This is a genomic window from Halorussus sp. AFM4 (assembly GCF_051194995.1).
Classification (GTDB): Archaea; Halobacteriota; Halobacteria; order Halobacteriales; family Haladaptataceae; genus Halorussus.
Window position 1 is genome coordinate 420,908 of sequence record NZ_JBNTJT010000001.1, and the last position, 19,122, is coordinate 440,029.

Below are 19,122 nucleotides of genomic sequence, written 5' to 3' on the forward strand. Positions count from 1 at the left end.
CTCGGGCGAATCCGACGTCGTCGCGGGGTGGAGGCGACTATCGGGCATGCGAGGGTCGCTCCCCCGGGGGCGTGAACGCCCCCGGCGCGGACGTGCGCTTGACAACGGTGGCGACCCGGACGACGAACGCGAACAGGATGGCCAGCGGGCTGAACGCGACCGCCAGCGACACCGTCACCAGCAGCAGCAGCGCGGTCTCGCTGATGGCCGGCGGGTAGCCGCTCGCGTAGATCATGACCACCAGCGTCGAGGTGAGGAACGCCGCGGTCCCGCTGTAGGCGAGCAGCCGCGACAGCCGGGCGAGCTCCTGCCGGAGGTAGATCGTCTTGAAGTACTGGCGGGTGACGTCGAGCGAGACCAGCGCCGACTGGAGCTCCGCGAGCAGGTCGTCCGCCGGGTCCGGGAGCGCCCCGCCGAACCGGGCCCGCAGCCGCCTCGTCCGGTTGAACTGCCGGGAGTAGTCGTCGTTCATCACCGGCAGCAGCACCGCGAACACCGGCAGGTCGGACGTCCCGACGCGGTCGGTGATGCGGTCGGCCCGGGCCGCGACGGACGCGGCGAACTCGCTCAGCCGCGCCCGCGCCTCGTCGTCGCCGGCCTCGCCGGCCACCGACTGGAGCGCGACCGCCCGGTCGCCCGTCTCCCGGGCGACCAGCCGGAGGAACGCGGCGGGGTCGGTCGGCCCGACGTCCACGTCGGTCGCGAGCGCCTCGACGTCGAGCCGGAACTCGTGGACGCCGTCGATGCGCTCGCGGAGCCGGTCGGGCGTGCCGAACAGCCGCGAGACGGTGAGCTGGTTGACCGCGATGACCAGCGGGATGAACGAGAACAGCCCCGCGATGATGGTGCTGAACATGGTCGTGACGAAGCTGCTCTCCCGGACGCCGATGACGTTGGTCAGCCCGAGCGCGAGCGACCCGACGAAGATGCCCAGCACCATCGCCGCGACGACGGTCCACCGGTCGCCCTCGAGCAGCAGCCACCGCCGCGCCCGGCGCTGGTTGGCGTCGTCGCGGGCGCAGGCGACGCCGACACGGAGGCCGGCCAGCGCGAGGCTCCCGCCGACGGCGAGGAACCGCGCCAGGACGCGCAGCGCGGTCGCGAGGACGGCGACCAGCGACTCGACGCCGGCGTCGTCCTCGTTCGGTCGGGCGTCGGAAGCGGCGTCGTCCGGCTCCGACTCCGGGGTCCCGTCGGCGGTCACGGTGACACCTCCAGCGCGAGCGCCAGCGCGTCAGCGTCCAGGTTCGCGAGGAACGTCGCCAGCGCGACGGTCAGGCCCAGCAGCACGAGCAGGCGCTTGAGCATCCGGATCCGGGTCTCGCGCAGCGCCCGCCAGTCGCCCGGGTGGTAGCCGAAGTACCACAGGCAGACGATGGCGGCGACGTTGATCGAGAAGACGTTGAGCAGTACGACCGCGCTCGACCCCACGACCACGGTCGGGTGGGTCCAGGCGATGGCGACGCCGACGACGCCGATCGGCGGCATGATGGCCGCCGCGATCATCACGCCGACCAGCGTCGTGAGCCCGCTGGTCGAGAGGCTGACCGCGCCGGCCAGGCCCGCGCAGAACGCGACCGCGACGAGCAGGAACGTCGGCGACGTGTGGTTGCTCGTCGCGAGGCTCGCCCGGACGTCGAGCGCCGCGTTCGGGACCGCGAACGCCTTCACGAACAGCGCGAAGGCGACGGCGCTGACCAGCGCGACCGCGATGCCGGCCGCCTGGTACTTCGCGCTCTCGGCGAACAGGCCCTCGTCGTCGATGACCGTCGCGGCGCTGGTCGCCATCGAGGGGCCGAGCAGCGGGGCGATGACCATCGCGCCGACCGTCACGGGCAGCGAGTCGAGCAGCACGCCCGCGGTGGCCACGACCGCGCTGATGGCGGTCATCAGCACGAAGATCAGGAAGTCGGGCAGCAGGTCGGCGGCCTTCGAGTGGAGCTCGTCGCGCGCGACCCGCTCGCGGCTGACCGACTCCAGCTCGGCGTTCGAGACCCACGACTCCTCGGAGCTCTTCGAGACGACGGTCTTGGTGTTGACGACGACCGTGTAGCGGTCCGGCGGCAGGTCGAGGTCGGCCAGCGCCTGCTGGACCGACTCGACCGCCCGGACCGGGAGCAGCAGCTTGACGATGGCCGCCGAGTCGGTCGCGGTCGCGTCGTCGGTGACGACGTAGTCGAGGTCCCGATCGTCGAACAGCTCCACGATTCGTTCGCGGACGTCCGCGGACAGTACGAGAATCTCCACCAGCCGCATGTCTTTCCTGACCATGCTTCGTGTCTGAGGTCGAGGGCCGGGCCGACGCGGCCCGCCCGGCGCCCCGGCTACAGCAGTCGGAGTCCATCGGCGTCGATTCGCTCGGCGTCCGCGAACGCCCGCCGGTACAGGTCGGCGACCCGGTCGCGGATCTCCGCGAGCCGGTCGGCGCCCGAGCCGGTGCAGTCGACGGCGCAGTAGCCGAACACCTCGCCGTCGATGCCCGACTCGTACCGGAGGTCGCCCGCGCAGTCGGGGCACCGCGGCTCGACGTCGCTGCCCATCCACTCGACGTCCCACCCAGTCCGGGAGAGCCGCTCGGCGAGCGCGTACCAGACGAAGAGGTCCCACTCCGCCCGACCGCTCGCGGTCCGCTTGAGCCGGAGCAGCTCGACCCCGGCCCGCGAGTAGAGCTCCTCGTCGGGCTCGCGGGCCCGCCGGTGGCAGTTCCGGAAGTGGTTGAACAGCGCGACGCGCGAGGACCGCAGCGCGCCGCCGGTGAGCTCGCCGTCGGGCCGGGTCGTCCCGTCGTGGCGCTCCCCGACGGGGTGACGGGCCGGCCGCCCGCGCTCGTCGTAGTGTCGTTCCTCTGAGAGCGGTGCGCCGCTCTTCGGACAGAATGCGTACTCTCCTTTCATCGTTCTCGGTAGCGGCAGCGCTGTTCGGTCGGGGGTCATCTCCGTTCGCCGCTCGAACGGTCGCCCGGACCGGGCTCCGACCGGGAGTAGGTGCCGGAGGGTGAAAAGTTGCAGAAGAAATCCAGAAATTAGTACTGTCTGGGATTGCGGAATTATCCGCTGGTCATGGTGTCGTCGCCGCACGTCGGGACGGTGTCTCGGCTGCCAGTTCGACCTGTTATTTTCCTATCCTATCTCGGCGTATTAAATCTGGTCGGACCCATAGTCGGAACGCAATGGAGCGCCACGAACTCCGCGTGACCGGCATGACGTGTGCGAGCTGCGAGCGGATCGTCGAGGACGAGGTGACCCGGCTGGCCGGCGTCGCGAGCGTGTCCGCCGACAGCGGCGCGAACCGCGTCACGGTGGAAGGCGACGCCGAGGCCGGCGACGCCGCCAGAGCGGTCATCGCCGACATCGGCTACGGCGTCGAGCGGTAGCCGACCTGCAGCCTCTTTTCGCGGTGTCGAACGGGCCGACGACTGCTTCGAGCGCGGCCGATCGCCCGCGTCGAACACGGAAGCGATCGTTCCGGTACCCGGTCGGCGGTCAGGTCGTTCTGCCGGGGGTCGCACGGCCGACAGCGGCGAAAAATGAGCGACGACACGGTCGGCCGGCGAGGCGGTCGCCGGATCGGCGGTCCTGAAGGAGGGTGGTTGTACGTTCCGCACCATCGCAGCGACGGGTTGAGCGCACTCGTCCGTCCCGAGCCCGGCCTAGTTCGTCCCGTCACCGCCCGACGAACCGCTCGTACCGGCGGTGGTCTCGCCGGTCGACTCGCCCGACCCGCCGGCACTGCCGTCCGTCGAACTGCTCGACTCGCTGGCGCTCCCGTCAGTCGAGTCGCCCGACCCGGCGCTACCGCCGTCGGTGGAACCGCCCGAACTCCCGTCGGTCGACTCGCTCGCGCCGGCCGGGTCGCCGTCCCAGTACTCGCCGCGGCCGTCGTACTGGTCGCCGTCGGGGCTCGGCCCCTCGTGTCTGGTCTGTCCCCGCGGGCGCTGGAGGACGGTGCCGGACTTGCCGACCGCGACGTCGGGCTTCCCGAGCGAGAGGTCGAGCAGGTCGTTGCTGGTGCCCGAGTGGACCTGCTGCCAGCGCTGCTCGTCGTCGCGCTGGTAGATGCTGCCGTCGTTGCCGAGCACGACCATCTGCTCGCCGCGGACGTCGAACGCCCGGAGGGCGGTGCCGTCGGTGACGCCGATGGGCGTCCAGGCGCGGTACGAGTCGTCGTACCGGTAGATGCGGCCGTCGCCCGCGGCGACGTACACCCGCCCGTTCCTCCCGGCGAAGATGTCGTAGAACTTCACCTGCGCGTTGACGATGCCGATCTGCTCCCAGCCCTCCTCGGCGGTCGTCCTGAAGGCGTTGCCGCTGGTGTCGACCGCGTAGCCGTACCCGTCCGGGCCGGCCGCGAGCGCGGCGACCTTCGAGCCCTTGTGGTTCGGCTTGTGGACGACGCCCCAGTTCTCGTCGAAGCCGTCGACGGAGAACGGCAGAATCTCGCCCGAGCCGTTGGCGACGAGCACCTTCTCGGACCCGCGCCCGCCCGCCACGGCGAGTCCCTCCCAGGTGCTGGTCATCTCCTTCGGGCTGGAGTAGTCGTACTTGCGGCGCTCGACGACGTCGTAGCAGCCCAGCGCGCCGGACGAGCCGGCGAACCAGATCCGCTTCCCGTCGTCGGTGACGTCGAGACCGCGCAACTGGTTGTCGCGGGTCTTCGGGCCGTCGTCGAGGACGACCTCCCAGTCCGGGGACTGGGTTCCGTCGTGACGGTTGGCGAGGAGAGTGCCGCCCGCACCGATAGCGTACGGGCCCTCCGCCGTGCTCACGACCTCGTAGAGGGTCTTCTCGAAGGGAACTTCGACGCTGTGCCACTCGGGGTCGTCCGCGTCGGGACCGAGTTCCCACATTGCGTTCACCGATAGGGTCTGTGAACACAAGAACAGTGGAGACCGTGTAGATCGCTGCGCGAAATACCGGTTTTATTCGAACGCGACCCGAACCGAATCGTATGTGGAGGTTCGATTCCGAGATGAACCCGGCCACGTGGAAGGCGGTCGACTCGCCCGCGTCCGCGACGCTCCACGACGTCGTGGGGACGGCCCACGGCCCGTGCGCGGTCGGCGGGCGCGGACTGGTCCTCGGTCGCTCGTCGGACGGGACGTGGGGCGTCGTCGTGGAGAACGGCCCGGGCGCCCGCGGCCGGACGCTCTACTGCGCCGACGCGACCGACGACGGCGAGCGGGTCTGGTTCGGCGGGGCGAGCGGCGCGCTGGGCTGCTACGACCTCCGGGAGCGCCGCCGGACGGACTTCTCGAAGCCGGCGGGGCTCGGCAACGCGCTCCGCGGCCTCGCGGTCACGGGGGAACGCGGGTCCGAGAAGCTGCTGGCGAGCGACGGCAGCGGGCACACCCTCCCCGGCGAAATGACGTCGGGCGCGCTCGACTGGGAGGACCCGCGCAGGCCCGCCGGCGACACGGCCCTCACCGCCGTCTGTTCCGACCGCGACGGCGTCGGATACGGGACCGACAGCAACGGGAACGTCTGGCGGACGACCGCGGAGGGCTGGGACCGGATCGGCGTCGCGGGCGCCCAGAACAGCTTCTACGCGGCCAGCGTCGCGGCCGACGCGCTCGTCGTCGGCGGGGGCAACGGCCGGGTCCACGAGCGCCGACCACCGGGCGGGAGCCGGGGCCGGGGGTCGCGTCCGTGGACGCCCTACACCCTCGGGAGCTTCACCGTGGAAGCGCTGGCCCAGCGGGGCGAGCGCCTGCTCGCCGGCGGCACGAGCGGCAGCATCTACGTCCGGCGGGTCGGCCGGGAGTGGACCGGTGTGGGGTGGCCGGGGTCGAAGACCATCCTCGGCGTCGCTGTCGGCGACCCCGGCGTCGCCGTCGGGAAGAACGGGACCATCGTGGAGCCGGTGTCGGGCGGGGACTGAATACGGGGCGGTCTGAATCGAGCCACGGGCGGTCCGAACCGGGCGCGGACGAGGAACTCCACTCGTCGATACCTTCCAGAGCGGGGCTCTCGGAGAAACACGTCCCTGATCGCGCTCGGAATCGACAGAGGATTTCCGACCACACTCGGGGCCACGGACGACTTGGACAACTGGTCGCGCAACGACTCGCGGGGGTCGCCGCCCGGTCCCGCCGCCCCTTCAGTTCTCCTTTCACCCTTGCGTAATTATTAGTGGCCGGCGGCCCATACGTTCGTTCGTGTTGCAGGGGGACGCGACGCGTCGCGGAAGGCTCCGGCGGGTCCAGCGCCGGAGCGGTGTCTGCCCTGCGACACGCAACCGTCCACCGGAGAGCAGACACGATGTCCCAGGAATCGAACAGTACTAAGAGTGTCGAATCGAGCGACTGGACGCCCCACGACCCCGACCCGCGGCGGTACGGCCGTCCGGGGCGTCTCGTGCCGACGGCTCGGGACCGGGGACGAGCGCCGGATCCGCGCGATTCGGTGGGACGAGCCCGACCGCCGAGCCGGGAACACCGCCGACGCGGGGTCGGTCGCCCCGGCGGAGGCCTCGACCGCGGGCGCGGCGTCGCGGCGGACGGCGGTCGACGGTTCGTCGGCCTCCGGGCCGCCGAACGGGACGTGCTCTACGCGATCCGCGAACTCGAGCGCGAGGGCGACGCCCCGACGGGGACCGAGATCAAGGACCGGCTCGACGAGCGCTACGGCGACGCGCTGAGCCGCTCGCAGTTCTACCGGAACCTCGGCGATCTGGTCGACGCGGGACTGGTGCGGAAGGGGGTCAAGGACGCCCGGACGAACGAGTACGCGACCACCAGGGCGGCCCGCGTGATGCTCGCCCGGAACGCCAAGCGCCGGGCGAACGCCGTCGAAGTCGCCCCGTAGCGCGAGTCCGGACGATCTCGGGAACAGTCGAGGAGCTGTACCGCCGCCCTTTTCGGGACCGAGGGGACCGCCGCCGCGAATGTATCCGCCGCGAGACGCCGGAGCAGGAACGGAACTCGTTCGTCGCCATCCGCCCCAGACGCCGGAGAGCACCGCGCAGACGCCGGGAAGCGAGCCGATCCGGAAACACCCCCGGAACGCGGAATTCGTATATCGTAGTAGAGTTTATTTTATATCGGTCCTGTTGCCGTGCGCCGCGGTCGGAACGCCGAGCGACGCTGTCACGGATGCCGTCGCCTCCGAGCGCGAGCTGCGGCCGCCGCCCCGGGAGCGGCCCAAACCAGTATCCTCAAATGGAACGGGACTCGACGTTCGAACATGGCCCAGGAACTCGAGCACGACTGTCCGCAGTGTGGCACGACGCGGACGTTCTACCGCACCGCGAGCACGACCCTCCATCTCGGCGAGAAGACCAAGTGGGGCTGCCCGGAGTGCGACTTCCGGTTCGTCCGCATCGACGGCGACATCGACTCGGCGGAAGCCTGACCGCGTTCTCCCCTTCGGCTGTGACGCAATTCAAATCGGTGAGTCCCTCGTTGGCGAGCACTCGCCAGTGTTCTTGCCGCACCGATCCGGAACTGCCTCGTCGACGGGATGACCCCGGGGTTGGACCGGTCTCTTTGCCCTTCGCGAACCTGTGCGTAGAACTACCATTTCCCTGTCACGGGCGACTCCCGGCTGGGGCAAACTGAACGAGCCCAGTCGACGATATCGACAGACCGACCGGTCGACTCTCGCTCCCGGTGGCCGGTTAGGGGATGGCCGTAAGTGATGGAACTCCCTACCCCCGAACGAGCTCCGCGGCGTCGAGATCCAGTGGCATCGAGTGTCTGACCGGTCGGAATCGTTCCCCCTTCTCGCCGGACGGTCTGCACTGCACCGCGATTCGATCCACCGTCGCTCGTTGCCGGCGAGTCCCGTGAGGAGAGGAACTACCCACGTCGCTCGAAATCAGTCGGCATGCAGAGAAGTTGCGTCTGACCGGCGGATTATGGTCTGGAATACAGTAGTGACCTCTCTCAGCCGAACAACGCAGTGCTACCGGAACTCATAAACCCCTTATTGGTATACAGAATCAGCCCCCAGCCGGGTGCCGCCGTCCCGTCGGTCCGACCGGATGGAACTGCGATGGCCGGGACTGGAAACCGAACGCCGAACCCAGCCAGCACTCCCAGCGACCGGAACGACACGCTCGTGGTCGACAGCCGGGCTCGCAACGGTCGACCACCAGGGCACTGCCACTTACTCGCGGTCGACACGCAAGTCCGGTGGGGTGACGAGTCCACACTCGCTCGCGCGAGCCCGCGTGTAGAAAGGGTTATCAGTCGACCGGGACCGTAAACGAAACATGAGCGAGATCACGGTCGTCCTGCCAGACGGGTCCGAACTCGAACTGGAGGACGGAGCCACGGTCGAAGACGCGGCGTACGAGATCGGTCCCGGACTCGGCCGGGACACGGTCGCGGGGGTGGTGGACGGCGAGCTCGTCGACAAGGCCAGCGAGCTGTACGACGGCGCGAAGCTGGAGATCGTCACCCCCTCCAGCGACGAGTACCTCGACGTGCTTCGCCACTCGGCGGCCCACGTCTTCGCCCAGGCCCTCCAGCGGCTCTACCCCGAGGCGAAGCTGACCATCGGGCCGTGGACCGACGACGGGTTCTACTACGACGTCTACGGCGTCGAGCTCGACGAGGAGGACCTCGAGGCCATCGAGGAGGAGGCCTACGACATCATCGAGGAGGACCTCGCCATCGAGCGGTTCGAGCGCTCCCGGGAGGAGGCGTTCGAGGTCTACGAGGACAACCCCTTCAAGCGCGAGATCCTCGAGGAGGAGGCCGCCGGCGAGGAGTCGATCTCGTTCTACGAGCAGGGCGAGTTCGAGGACCTCTGCCGCGGCCCGCACGTCGAGTCGACCGGCGAGATCGGCGGCTTCGCGCTGCTGTCGATCTCGGGCGCCTACTGGCGCGGCGAGGAGGACAACGAGATGCTGACCCGGGTGTACGGCACGGCCTTCGAGAGCGAGGCGGAGTTAGAGGAGTTCCTCGAGCGCCGCCAGGAGGCCGAGGAGCGCGACCACCGGAAGATCGGCCGGGAGATGGACCTCTTCTCCATCCCCGACCACTCGCCGGGCTGCGCCCACTACCACCCCAACGGGATGACCATCCGGCGGGAGCTCGAGGACTACATCCGGACCAAGAACGACGAGCTGGGCTACGACGAGGTCTGGACGCCCGAACTCAACAAGGCCGAGCTCTGGAAGCCCACCGGTCACTACGACACGTTCAAGGAGGCCGGCGAGATGTTCGCGTGGGAGCAGGACGACACCGAGTACGGCCTGAAGCCGATGAACTGCGCGAACCACGCCTCCATCTTCGACGACCACAGCTACTCCTACCGGGACCTGCCGGTCCGGTTCTCTGAGTTCGGCACGGTCTACCGCAACGAGCAGTCGGGCGAGCTCTCGGGGCTGCTGCGAGTCCGCGGGCTGACCCAGGACGACGGCCACGCGTTCATCCGCGAGGACCAGATCCGCGAGGAGATCACCCGGACGCTGCGCATCATCGAGGACATCTACGGCCACTTCGACCTCGAGGTCAAGTACAAGCTCGAGACGAAGGGCGACAACGCGGTCGGGAGCGACGAGATCTGGGAGACCGCGACGAACGCGCTGAAGGACGCGCTCGAATCGCAGGGCCTCGAGTACGACGTCGAGGAGGGCGAGGCGGCCTTCTACGGCCCGAAGATCGGCCTCGACGCCGTCGACGCCATCGGCCGGGAGTGGACCATCGGCACGGTCCAACTCGACTTCAACATCCCGGAGCGGCTCGACCTGAGCTACACGGGCGAGGACAACGAGCCCCACCGACCCGTGATGGTCCACCGCGCGCTGCTGGGGTCGTTCGAGCGGTTCATGGGCGTGATGATCGAGCACTTCAAGGGCAAGTTCCCGACGTGGCTCGCGCCCGAGCAGGTCCGCATCCTGCCGGTGAGCGACGACAACATCGGCTACGCCAAGCAGCTCCAGAACCGCTACCTCGACGACTTCCGCGTGGAGATCGAGGACCGGTCGTGGACGGTCGGCAAGAAGATCCAGCAGGCCCACGACGACAACGTCCCCTACATGCTCATCGTCGGCGACGACGAGGAGGAGGCCGGGACGGTGTCGGTCCGCGACCGCCAGGAGCGCGACCGCAACGACGTCGAGATCGAGGCGTTCCGCGACCATCTCGAAGAAGAGGTCGAAAGCAAGGCGACCGACGTGACGTTCCTAGAGTAGCAGTAGCCGGTACTCCTGTTTTCACTTAGTTATCGTCCGTAAGTGACTTAGTGGAATTGTTAAGTGTGTGACGCCCACCAAATAGTCGGTAGATTGATTTGTAATGACGTTTTACTGGTTTTCTACTTTGCAAGTCGCCGATGAAACTGGATATGACATCATCGGGTTTGCTGTCCTCCTCGGAACACTCGTTACCGGGGTGCTTACCGTAGCTGGAGTGGCACTTTCGTTGGTAGAAGCAACGGTCATTGTGATAGCTTCGGGTCTGACTCTCGCGTATTTACGGCGTCAGTCTACCTCGTTGGGGTGGGTGCTACTTGCGTCTGTTTGGTTTTTCTGTCTTGGACTGTTGGGCGGTCTCGCCGCGGGACTTGCAGCGGCCATCACAGGCGCGTTGTGCTGGTGGCTGTTCATCGAACGCCGGGGGGTACTCACGTACCGTCAAGGCGCGGCTGTTGGGTATCTCATCCAGGGGTTTGCCTATCCAGTGCTGTATCTGCTTTCAGGGTTTCTCGGTCTCCCCGCAGGTGCTGACAATCGGCCCACCTTCACATACTCGGGGGTGATTCCGTCGGGCGCAGAAGTCGTTGACATTTTAGTCCGGATGGTAATGTGGCACGAATTTTATTTAATCGGCATAATCCTCACTGGACCAGTTGGCATCGCTGGTGGCCTCGTCCTCGTCGCACTCCGACGGCGAGTTCCACCCGAGTCCGGAAGCCAATGAACCGAGAATGGGAATCCCTCTACGATAGGTCCACGCTCTGAACGGCGGAACCGCGCTACCATCCCCGGTGATTTCTGTCCCGCGATTCAGGCCGGCTCCCACACGATTTCAGACAACGGGTGGAGCGGATTCCCGCCGACCACGTCGTAAGTGACGCTAGTCACGTCGATACCCCCGGTCGCCCGCAGCGACGTCAGCAGGTCGTCGTTGTAATTCCGAAGATTCGCGTACTCCATTCGAAGCTGACCCAGCAGCGTGTCCTCCGGATGGAGTTCGTAGACGTGTTCGAGGTGGACGCCGGCGCGGACGTCGTCCAGGTAGTCGGTCAGCGTCTCGGCGACGACGTCGCGCACGCTCGGCAGCGCGGTCAGCGATCCCTGGGTGAACAGGACCACATCGTCTGCTTCCGCGAGTGCGTCCTCGAGCAGGTCCCATCGGTCGTCGCGGAAGTCGAAGTGGCCGAACCGGATGCGGTCGCGGTCGCCGAGCAGTTCGCGGCCGAGCGCGACGCCGTTCGCGGCGGGGTCGCCGCCGACGAACTCGCAGTCGGGGTAGGCGTCGGCAAGGACGCCGAGCTCGTACCCCCAGCCGCAGCCCAGCGAGACCACCGTCTCGCCGCCCGACAGGGTTCCGGCCAGGGAGGCGACCAGCGCCTCGTCCTGGAGTTCCTGCTTCTCGTCGACGTCCGCGAGGTAGAGCTGCTCGGCCCGCGAGACGGGGACCGGACTCTCCTCGGCGTGGTGGTTGGCGGCGCGCTGGACGTCACGGAAGTCCAGCCCCGGGTCCTCGCGGGCCAGCCCGAGCAGCTTGCCGTACACCTCGTCGTAGACGTCGACGCCGGTTCCGCCCAAGCCCGGCCGCTCAGTCCAGTCCTCGCGGCCGAGCAGGCGGGCGGGCCACGGCGAGTGGGCCGGCAGGTCGTCGAGCGGGAGTTCGCGCACGACCCGTAGGCGGCCCGCGACGCGATTAAGCGTTCCGGAAGGTCGGCAATCAGTGGCGGCCGGCCGCCGGAGGAGACGGTAGTCCCGCGAGGAGCGCCCAGTCAGTCAAGAATCCGCGGTGAACCGCAGCTTTCGACAGATTTTATTCGGGTGGCTTCGTGGCCGGACCACAGGAAACGAATGGCTCCAGAGTTGTTAATCGTGGACGACAGCGACTTCCAGCGGACGATGGTCCGGCAGGCCGTCGAGAGCGAGTTCGACGTGGTCGCCGAGGCCGCCGACGGCACCGAGGCGGTCGAGGCGTTCGAGACCCACCGGCCCGACGCGGTGACGATGGACATCATGATGCCCGAGATGGACGGCGTCGAGGCCACCAGCCGGATCAAGGCCGACGACAGCCCGCCGGTGGTGGTGATGGTGACCAGCGTCGACCAGCAGAGCAAGATGAAGCAGGCCGTCAAGGCCGGCGCGGACGGCTACGTGACCAAGCCGTTCGAGCCCGAGGACGTGACGTCCGAACTGCTGTCGGTCCTCTGAGGGCGAGCACCGGAAGCAGTCCGCGGTCGCGGCGTCCCCGGTCTCCCCTCACTCCTCGGCGTCGAGCGCCTGCCAGGAGAGCCGGAGGTTCCGCGCCGCGCTGGTCTGGTCGATCCGCCGGGCCGTGGTCCGGTTCGGCGCGCTCGCCAGCGTCTCGTCGTCCTCGCCGGCGACCGCGTCGAACGCGTCCGCGAGCTGGTCGAGCGTGTCCTTGCCCTCGATCTCGGTGGGCTCGGTCATCAGCGCCTCCGAGACGATCTCGGGCCACTTCGTCGTCGGCGGGTGGACGCCGTAGTCGAGCATGCGCTTGGCGACGTCGGCGGCGTCCTGATCGCCCGCGCTCGCGACGAACTCGTGGTGGAACGGCTCGAAGGGCACCTCGTAGTCGATCTGGCTCGCGAGGTAGTTGGCGTTGAGCACCGCCTTCGCCGAGGCGTCGGCAAGCCCCTCGTCGCCGAGCCGGGCGATGTAGGCGTAGGCCTTCACCAGCACGAGCCAGTTGCCCTGGAAGCCGTGGACCTTCCCGACCGTGCGCTCGGGCTCGAACAGCTCGTAGACGCCGCCCGTGCCGCGACCCTCGCCCTCGCGCCGTCCGACCTCCCGGACCCGGGGCGCGGGCAGGAACTCCGCGAGGTCCGAGACCACGCCGACCGGGCCGGCGCCGGGTCCGCCGCCGCCGTGGGGCGTGGCGAACGTCTTGTGGACGTTGTAGTGCATGATGTCGAAGCCCATGTCGCCCGGCCGGGCCCGGCCGAGCAGCGCGTTGAGGTTCGCGCCGTCGTAGTAGAGCAGCCCGCCGGCGTCGTGGACGACGTCGGCGATCTCCTCGATGTCGCGCTCGAAGAGCCCGAGCGTGTTGGGGTTCGTGAGCATGAACAGCGCGGTCCGGTCGCTCGCGGCCGCTTCGAGGGCGTCGAGGTCGACCCGGCCGTCGTCGGCCGACGGGAGCTCGACGACCTCGTAGCCGGCCAGCGCCGCGCTGGCGAAGTTGGTGCCGTGGGCGCTGTCCGGGACGATGATCTCGTCTCGCCGGTCGCCCTCGCCGTTGGCCTCGTGGTAGGCCTTCGCGACCAGGATGCCGGTGAACTCGCCGGCCGCGCCGGCCGGCGGCTGGAGGCTCACGGCGTCCATCCCGCCGATGCGCGCGAGGTAGTCCTGGAGGCCGTGCATCAGCGCGAGGCTGCCCTGGACGCTCCGGCCCGACCGGTCGGGGTGGACCGCCGCGCTGTCGAGCGCGGCCACGTCCTCGGTGAACTTGGGGTTGTACTTCATCGTGCAGCTCCCCAGCGGGTACGGCCCGGAGTCGACCCCGTAGTTCATCTGGGAGAGCCGGGTGTAGTGGCGCGCGAGCTCGGGCTCCGAGAGGTCGGGGAGCTCGACGCTGTCCCGGGTGAGGTCGTCGGGCAGCGGCGAGTCGACCTCGACTTCCCGGGTGTTCTTCTCCGAGAGCAGCGGCTCGTACTGACCCTCGGCGTCCTCGCCCTCGCCAGTCTCGCCGCCGTCGGCGTCGTGGGTCCAGCGCGCTTGATCGTATCTCATCTCAGGCCACCTCCTCGAAGGCCGCGACGAGACCGTCGACCGCGTGCTCGTTGGCGTCGGTGACGCAGACCTGGACCTCGTGCTCGCCGACGGCGTGGACCGCGAACCCCTCGGCCTCGAGGTCGGCGGCGACCGCCGCGGCGGGCTGGTCGGTGTGGGCGACGAACTCCCGGAAGTGGTGGCGGTCGTGGACCGGCGCCTTGACGCCGGTCACGTCGTCGAGCCTGTCGGCCAGGTCGCGAGCGAGGCGCACGCAGTCGTTACCCAGGTCGACCAGCCCCTCGGGGCCGAGGTAGGCGGCGTGGATGGCGGTCCGGAGTGCGACCCACGCCTGGTTGGTGCAGATGTTGCTCGTCGCGCGCTCCCGGCGGATGTGCTGCTCGCGGGTCTGGAGCGTCAGGGTGTAGGTCCGGCGGTCGGCGGCGTCCTCGCTCGCGCCGACGAGCCGGCCCGGCACCTGCCGGACGAAGTCGTCGCGGCAGGCGAACAGTCCCAGCCCCATCCCGTAGGCGGTCGGCAGGCCGAGGGTCGCGGCGTCACCGACCACGACGTCCGCGCCGACGCTCGCCGGCTCCTGGAGGACCGACAGCGCCACGGGGTCCGACCCGAGGCAGAACAGCGCGCCGTGGTCGGCCGCGAGGTCGCCGATCTCGGCGAGGTGCTCCTCGACGGTCCCGAGCGTGGTCGGGTTCTCGGCGTACACCATCACCGCGTCGTCGTCGACGGCGTCGGCGAGCGCGTCGGGGTCGACGTTCCCGTCGTCGGTGCCGAACGTCTCGACCGACAGGCCCGCGCCGTCGGTGTAGTTCTCGAGGACGTCCCGGCGGTTGTCGAGCAGGTAGTCGGGCACCAGCACGCGGTCGCCGTCGGTCGACCGGACCCGGGCCGCGAGCAGGGCGGCCTCGGCCAGCGCGCTCGCGTGGTCGTACATCGAGGCGTTCACGACGCCGAGACCGGTCAGCTCGACCAGCATCGACTGGTACTCGAACAGGGCCTGGAGGAACCCCTGGGTGATCTCGGGCTGGTACTGGGTGTAGGAGGTCAGGAACTCCGAGCGCTGCGAGAGGTGGTCGACCAGCGAGGGAACGTAGTGCTCGTAGTGGCCCCGGCCGAGGAACTCGGTCAGGTCGTCGTTGCGCGAGAGCAGCCCCCGGACGTGGCGCTCGGCCTCGCGTTCGGTCCTGGCGTCGATGCCGAACTCCCCGTCGAACGCCACCGACTCGGGGATGTCGAACAGCTCCCCCGCGTCGTCGGCGCCGACCGCGTCGAGCATCGCCGCCGTCTCGTCGGCGGTGTGCGGTGCGTAGGGGCTTCCCCGGTCCCCGGACTCGTGTCGTCCGCTCATGTGGGCGGAGGTAGGGAGTCGACGGTTTTAACGTAGGGGGTATCGGCGCGAGCGGTTTCGACGAGCGGGTACTCGACCGAGGGTTTTTACCGACCGCCCCCGACCGGGACGGTACGCTCAGGGTTCACGAATGACGCTCTCTCCGCGGTTCGAGTCGGCTCCCGGCGCGACCGGCGTCGACGTCGTCGACCCGGTCGAGACCCGCCACTTCCCGCTGGCCACCGACGCGCCGGTGGACCCGACGCCCGTCGACCCCGGGCGGTTCGCGTTCCCGGTCGACGCCGCGTGTCGGGTCTCGGTCGGTCGGCTGGGGCTGCCCTACATGCTCCCGGTGGACGTCCGGACGCCCGAGGGCGACCCCATCGCCTCGGTCGACAGCCCCGCGACCCGCGAACTGCCGGCCGGCGACTACCTCGTCGAGCTCCACTCGCCGATCAAGGTGTACCTCCGGACCGAAGGACCCGTGCGGGTCGAGGCCACCCCGGAGGGCGTGGCGTTCGAGTTCGGGGAGACCACCGCGGTCGACGTCGGCGCGCGGTCGTACCACAGCGCCCCGGCGGCGACCGTCACGGTCCCGGACGACCCCGCGGCGGCGATGGCGGCCGTCTCGACGTTCGCGTCGGCGCTGAAGACCACCTCGCCCGAGCGGGCGTGGCCGACGCTGCGGGGCCACCCGCCGGCCGTCGAGCGCGGCGACGAACTCGCGGTTCCCGACGGGCTCGACGCGCCCGAGACCGGGATCACGCTCCGCGTGCCGGCCGACTACGGACACGTCTACGCGGTCGCGCCGCTGGCCTACTACCTCGGTGCCACCGTCGAACCGGGCGAGACCGCCCGGATCACCGCCGGGAGCGGCGTCGACCGTCGCCTCGGCGACGACCCGACCGCGGTCGCCGACGCGGTCGCGGGACTGCTGAAGCGGGTGTTCTTCCTGGACTGCGCGACCAGGACCGAGGGGCTGTACCCCGACGACCTCCGCGAGCGCGAGGTCCTGGCGGCCCGCGCGGACATCGACTTCGCCGGCCTCTACGACGCCGACACCGCCGACCGGCTCGCGGCCTACCTCGCGGTACCCGACGACGCCGTCGCGGCCGCCGCCTCGCCGTGGCACCGGGTCGCGTACGTCCGGCCGGACGCCGACGCGCTCGGGCTACTGCCTGCGCTTGTCAACGACCTCTCGCTGATCCGACCGAAGGCGAGCGCCGCGGACGCCGCCGACGCCGCCGACGGCGCGGTCGACGACCGGCTCGACGGCGCGCTCGACTCGTTCCTCCGCGGGCCGCGGGCGAGCGCCGGGCGAGCGAGCGCCGAACGGACGGGCGGCGAGCGCGGGAGCGACGGGCGAGCGGGCACCGCCGGCGATGACCTGCTGCGGTCGGTGAGGAGCCCGGCGGACGACGCGAGCGCGGCCGGCGTCCCGGACGTCGGCGAGTACGTCTCGCTGCCCGAGACCGACGCGCTCGAACGGGCGTGGGTGGGCGACGGCACCCCGATCCGGGGCACGAAGCTCGTCGCCGAGGCGTTCGCCCGCGAGACGCCCGAGCCCTCCGACGGGACCGTCGACGTCACGGTGGTCTGCAACGACGAGGCGATGCGCGAGGAGTGGGACTCGGTCGGCGAGATCTACGGCAGCCGCGAGGACCTGCCGGTCGACGTGACCGCGCGGGTCGGCGTCCCGACGGGCGAGCTCCGGGCGCTGCTCGCGGGAGACTGCGACGTGTTCCACTTCGTCGGCCACATCGACGGCCGGGGGTTCCAGTGCCCCGACGGCGTCCTCGACGCGGCCGACGTCGGCGAGACGAACGCGACCACCGCGCTGCTGAACGGCTGTCGCTCGCACGACCAGGGGGTCGAACTCGTGAGGGCGGGCGCGAGCGCCGCGGTGGTGAGCCTGTCGGACCTCTTCAACTCGGGCGCGGTCGAGGTCGGCGAGACGCTGGCCCGACTGCTCCACCACGGCTTCGGGGTCGGCGCGGCGATGCGAATCGTCCGGGACCACACCTCGATCGGCAACCGGTACGTGGTCGTGGGCGACCCGGGCGTGACCGTGGCGTACTGCGAGAGCGGCCTCCCGATTATCCACCGCGTCGCCGAGCGAGGGGACGGCCGGTTCGACGTGACTCCCTACTCGTATCCGACGAGAGTGCGGGGCATGGGGACGAACGTTCGGCCCTACCTCCAGGAGTCGGACTGCTACCACGTCGGCGTCGGACCGTGCGGCGAGAAATCGACCGATCCGCGGGCGCTCCAGGTCTCGTTCGTCGGTGACTCCCAGCCGCTGATCGTCGACGACGAACTGGTCTGGAGCGACGAGTGGTTCGACCGCTGAGCTTACGGCCCCGACTTCGCGCACGCGCAGTCGGCGACCGCGCTCCCGCTCTCGGCGAGCAGCAGCGCCACCGCCCAGAGCGCGCCCATCAGTTTCGGATTGTCGGCCAGCCACGCGGTGATGTCGGACGTTCGTGCCATTGCAACGCAGTATCCGATTCCTGTTAATATCTATCTTTCTTAATTTTACCTAGAGTATCAATAACAGATGAACCACCAGTTGCGGCAGCGGCCGGCTCGCCGAGAGCGCGTGGCGCCGACGACCGCCCGTCGTGTCGGCGGAACTCCCTTTTACGTCCCCTGTACCGTTCTGCATCTAACCGCCCGAAGGAGGAAAATTTATAACTCGACCCTGAAAATGTGAGTCACACACAGACGAATGGCGTCCCCAGAATCCACGGGTCCCGAGCGCGGGGCCGGCGACCCGTCCTCCGACGACGACCTCTCGTGCTTCTTCGACGTCCTGAACGAGCTGAAGTCCACCGGCTGCAACCTCCTGGTCGTCGGCGACGCGCCCCGGGAGCTGTTCGCGCGTGCGAGCGCGCGGATGCTGGGCGACGACGGCGCGAACAGGTACCGCGTGCTCGCGGCCACCGACGCGACCCCGGGCAGCATCGCCGACCGGCTCCCCGACCCGGCCGAGTCGCCGCGTCCGGTCGGCGAGACCACCCACCTGCTCAACCACGTCGGCGCCGTCCGGTCGGTCACCGACCCCGCCGACGCGACGGCCCCGGCGGACCTGGCGGGCGTCAAGGAGACCAGGGTCGCCGACCCGCAGCTGACCGGGCTCCAGGCCGCGTTAGTCGAGGCCGTCGACGACTTCGCGGCCCGCGCTGACGACCCGCTCGCGCCCGCGGAGCTCCGCGTCGGCGTCGACTCGCTGGCGCCGCTGGTCGACTTCTACGGCGAGGACGTGGTCCGTCGGTGCCTCCGCATCGTCGGCGGGCACGTCCGGACCCACGACGCCATGGCCCACTACGTACTGCCGGAACCGTACGACAGCGACCTCGTGCGGTCGCTCGCCGCCGACGTCGACGCAGTCGTGGAGGTCCGGCTGGCCGACGCGGCGCCGGACGGACGGGTCGGAGAACAGCGCTGGCACGTCCCGAACCGCGACCTGTCGGTCGGGTGGGCGCCGCTGTAGCCGCGGAGCCCCGCGGTCGGTCGCGGCTCCCCGCGCTACTCGATCTGCTCGCGGTACTCCTCGGCGCTCAGCAGCTCGTCGAGGCCGTCGTCCTCGGCCAGCTCGACCTCCAGCATCCAGCCCTCGCCGAAGGGGTCGTCGTTGACGAGTTCGGGCTGATCCGCGAGCGCGTCGTTGACCGCGGTGACGGTGGCGTTCACCGGCGAGTAGAGGTCCGAGACCGCCTTGATCGACTCGACGACGCCGAACTCCTCGCCCTGGGAGAGCTCCTCGCCCTCGTCGGGGAGCTCGACGAAGACGACGTCGCCGAGCTCGTCCTGCGCGAAGTCGGTGATGCCGATCCTGGCGGTGCCGTCGGTCGTCTCGACCCACTCGTGCTCGCTGCTGTACTTCCGGTCGTCGGGAACTTCGAAGCTCATTG

At 69.6% G+C, this 19,122-nt stretch carries 18 protein-coding genes; 9 read left to right on the forward strand and 9 right to left on the reverse strand.

From position 1 onward, the window contains the following. Positions 1-37: 37 nt before the first annotated feature. From ACQUQF_RS02145 to ACQUQF_RS02155, 3 genes are read right to left on the reverse strand one after another with little or no spacing between them, the layout of a single operon-like run. Entirely contained in the window at positions 38-1,204 is a 1,167-nt protein-coding gene (locus ACQUQF_RS02145) for a hypothetical protein (protein ID WP_435175261.1), read from the reverse strand. Next, positions 1,201-2,271: a TIGR00341 family protein gene (locus ACQUQF_RS02150; protein ID WP_435175263.1), complete on the reverse strand. Its 1,071-nt coding sequence runs from the start codon at positions 2,269-2,271 to the stop codon at positions 1,201-1,203. The genes ACQUQF_RS02145 and ACQUQF_RS02150 overlap by 4 nt, the downstream gene beginning before the upstream one ends. Before the next feature lie 53 nt (positions 2,272-2,324). Continuing rightward, positions 2,325-2,894, reverse strand: a complete 570-nt coding sequence (locus ACQUQF_RS02155) for a hypothetical protein (protein WP_435175265.1) — start codon at positions 2,892-2,894, stop codon at positions 2,325-2,327. Positions 2,895-3,169: 275 nt separating this feature from the next. Here ACQUQF_RS02155 and ACQUQF_RS02160 point away from each other — a divergent pair, with 275 nt between their 5' ends. Continuing rightward, the gene (locus ACQUQF_RS02160; protein WP_435175267.1) at positions 3,170-3,373 is read left to right on the forward strand and encodes a heavy-metal-associated domain-containing protein; all 204 of its coding nucleotides are present in this window, start codon (positions 3,170-3,172) and stop codon (positions 3,371-3,373) included. A 276-nt stretch (positions 3,374-3,649) separates the two neighbouring features. On the opposite strand, the gene ACQUQF_RS02165 is transcribed toward ACQUQF_RS02160, so the two are convergent. Beyond that, positions 3,650-4,846: a hypothetical protein gene (locus ACQUQF_RS02165; protein WP_435175269.1), complete on the reverse strand. Its 1,197-nt coding sequence runs from the start codon at positions 4,844-4,846 to the stop codon at positions 3,650-3,652. Between the two features lie 101 nt (positions 4,847-4,947). On the opposite strand from ACQUQF_RS02165, the gene ACQUQF_RS02170 reads away from it, so the two are divergent. The 5 genes from ACQUQF_RS02170 (at position 4,948) to ACQUQF_RS02190 (ending at position 10,867) form a co-directional block, all read left to right on the forward strand. Next, entirely contained in the window at positions 4,948-5,877 is a 930-nt protein-coding gene (locus ACQUQF_RS02170) for a hypothetical protein (protein WP_435175271.1), read from the forward strand. A gap of 524 nt (positions 5,878-6,401) precedes the next feature. Next, positions 6,402-6,803 carry a PadR family transcriptional regulator gene (locus tag ACQUQF_RS02175; protein ID WP_435175273.1) on the forward strand — a complete coding sequence of 134 codons (402 nt, stop codon included), beginning with the start codon at positions 6,402-6,404 and terminating at the stop codon, positions 6,801-6,803. Positions 6,804-7,181: 378 nt separating this feature from the next. Then, positions 7,182-7,349 (forward strand): hypothetical protein, encoded by a 168-nt coding sequence (locus ACQUQF_RS02180; RefSeq protein ID WP_435175275.1) that lies wholly within the window; start codon positions 7,182-7,184, stop codon positions 7,347-7,349. Between the two features lie 862 nt (positions 7,350-8,211). Continuing rightward, a complete protein-coding gene (thrS, locus tag ACQUQF_RS02185) occupies positions 8,212-10,140 on the forward strand; it encodes a threonine--tRNA ligase (protein ID WP_435175277.1) in 1,929 nt (642 codons plus the stop codon). 103 nt (positions 10,141-10,243) lie between these two features. Beyond that, the gene (locus ACQUQF_RS02190; protein ID WP_435175278.1) at positions 10,244-10,867 is read left to right on the forward strand and encodes a hypothetical protein; all 624 of its coding nucleotides are present in this window, start codon (positions 10,244-10,246) and stop codon (positions 10,865-10,867) included. 86 nt (positions 10,868-10,953) lie between these two features. On the opposite strand, the gene ACQUQF_RS02195 is transcribed toward ACQUQF_RS02190, so the two are convergent. Then, positions 10,954-11,808 (reverse strand): hypothetical protein, encoded by an 855-nt coding sequence (locus ACQUQF_RS02195; RefSeq protein ID WP_435175280.1) that lies wholly within the window; start codon positions 11,806-11,808, stop codon positions 10,954-10,956. 180 nt (positions 11,809-11,988) lie between these two features. On the opposite strand from ACQUQF_RS02195, the gene ACQUQF_RS02200 reads away from it, so the two are divergent. Continuing rightward, positions 11,989-12,345, forward strand: coding sequence for a response regulator (locus ACQUQF_RS02200; RefSeq protein ID WP_435175282.1), 357 nt, complete (start codon positions 11,989-11,991; stop codon positions 12,343-12,345). A gap of 48 nt (positions 12,346-12,393) precedes the next feature. On the opposite strand, the gene gcvPB is transcribed toward ACQUQF_RS02200, so the two are convergent. Together gcvPB and gcvPA are read right to left on the reverse strand one after the other, a co-directional pair. Continuing rightward, the gene (gcvPB, locus tag ACQUQF_RS02205; protein ID WP_435175283.1) at positions 12,394-13,884 is read right to left on the reverse strand and encodes an aminomethyl-transferring glycine dehydrogenase subunit GcvPB; all 1,491 of its coding nucleotides are present in this window, start codon (positions 13,882-13,884) and stop codon (positions 12,394-12,396) included. A 1-nt stretch (position 13,885) separates the two neighbouring features. After that, positions 13,886-15,229: an aminomethyl-transferring glycine dehydrogenase subunit GcvPA gene (gene gcvPA, locus ACQUQF_RS02210; protein ID WP_435175285.1), complete on the reverse strand. Its 1,344-nt coding sequence runs from the start codon at positions 15,227-15,229 to the stop codon at positions 13,886-13,888. A 130-nt stretch (positions 15,230-15,359) separates the two neighbouring features. Here gcvPA and ACQUQF_RS02215 point away from each other — a divergent pair, with 130 nt between their 5' ends. Further along, the gene (locus ACQUQF_RS02215; protein WP_435175287.1) at positions 15,360-17,558 is read left to right on the forward strand and encodes a hypothetical protein; all 2,199 of its coding nucleotides are present in this window, start codon (positions 15,360-15,362) and stop codon (positions 17,556-17,558) included. 2 nt (positions 17,559-17,560) lie between these two features. On the opposite strand, the gene ACQUQF_RS02220 is transcribed toward ACQUQF_RS02215, so the two are convergent. Then, positions 17,561-17,698, reverse strand: a complete 138-nt coding sequence (locus ACQUQF_RS02220) for a DUF7503 family protein (protein WP_435175289.1) — start codon at positions 17,696-17,698, stop codon at positions 17,561-17,563. A 238-nt stretch (positions 17,699-17,936) separates the two neighbouring features. Between ACQUQF_RS02220 and ACQUQF_RS02225 the strand changes: the two genes are divergently transcribed. Continuing rightward, positions 17,937-18,701: a DUF7504 family protein gene (locus tag ACQUQF_RS02225; protein WP_435175291.1), complete on the forward strand. Its 765-nt coding sequence runs from the start codon at positions 17,937-17,939 to the stop codon at positions 18,699-18,701. A 35-nt stretch (positions 18,702-18,736) separates the two neighbouring features. On the opposite strand, the gene gcvH is transcribed toward ACQUQF_RS02225, so the two are convergent. After that, on the reverse strand, positions 18,737-19,120 hold the full coding sequence (gene gcvH, locus ACQUQF_RS02230; RefSeq protein WP_435175292.1) for a glycine cleavage system protein GcvH: 384 nt from the start codon (positions 19,118-19,120) through the stop codon (positions 18,737-18,739). Positions 19,121-19,122 lie beyond the last annotated feature (2 nt).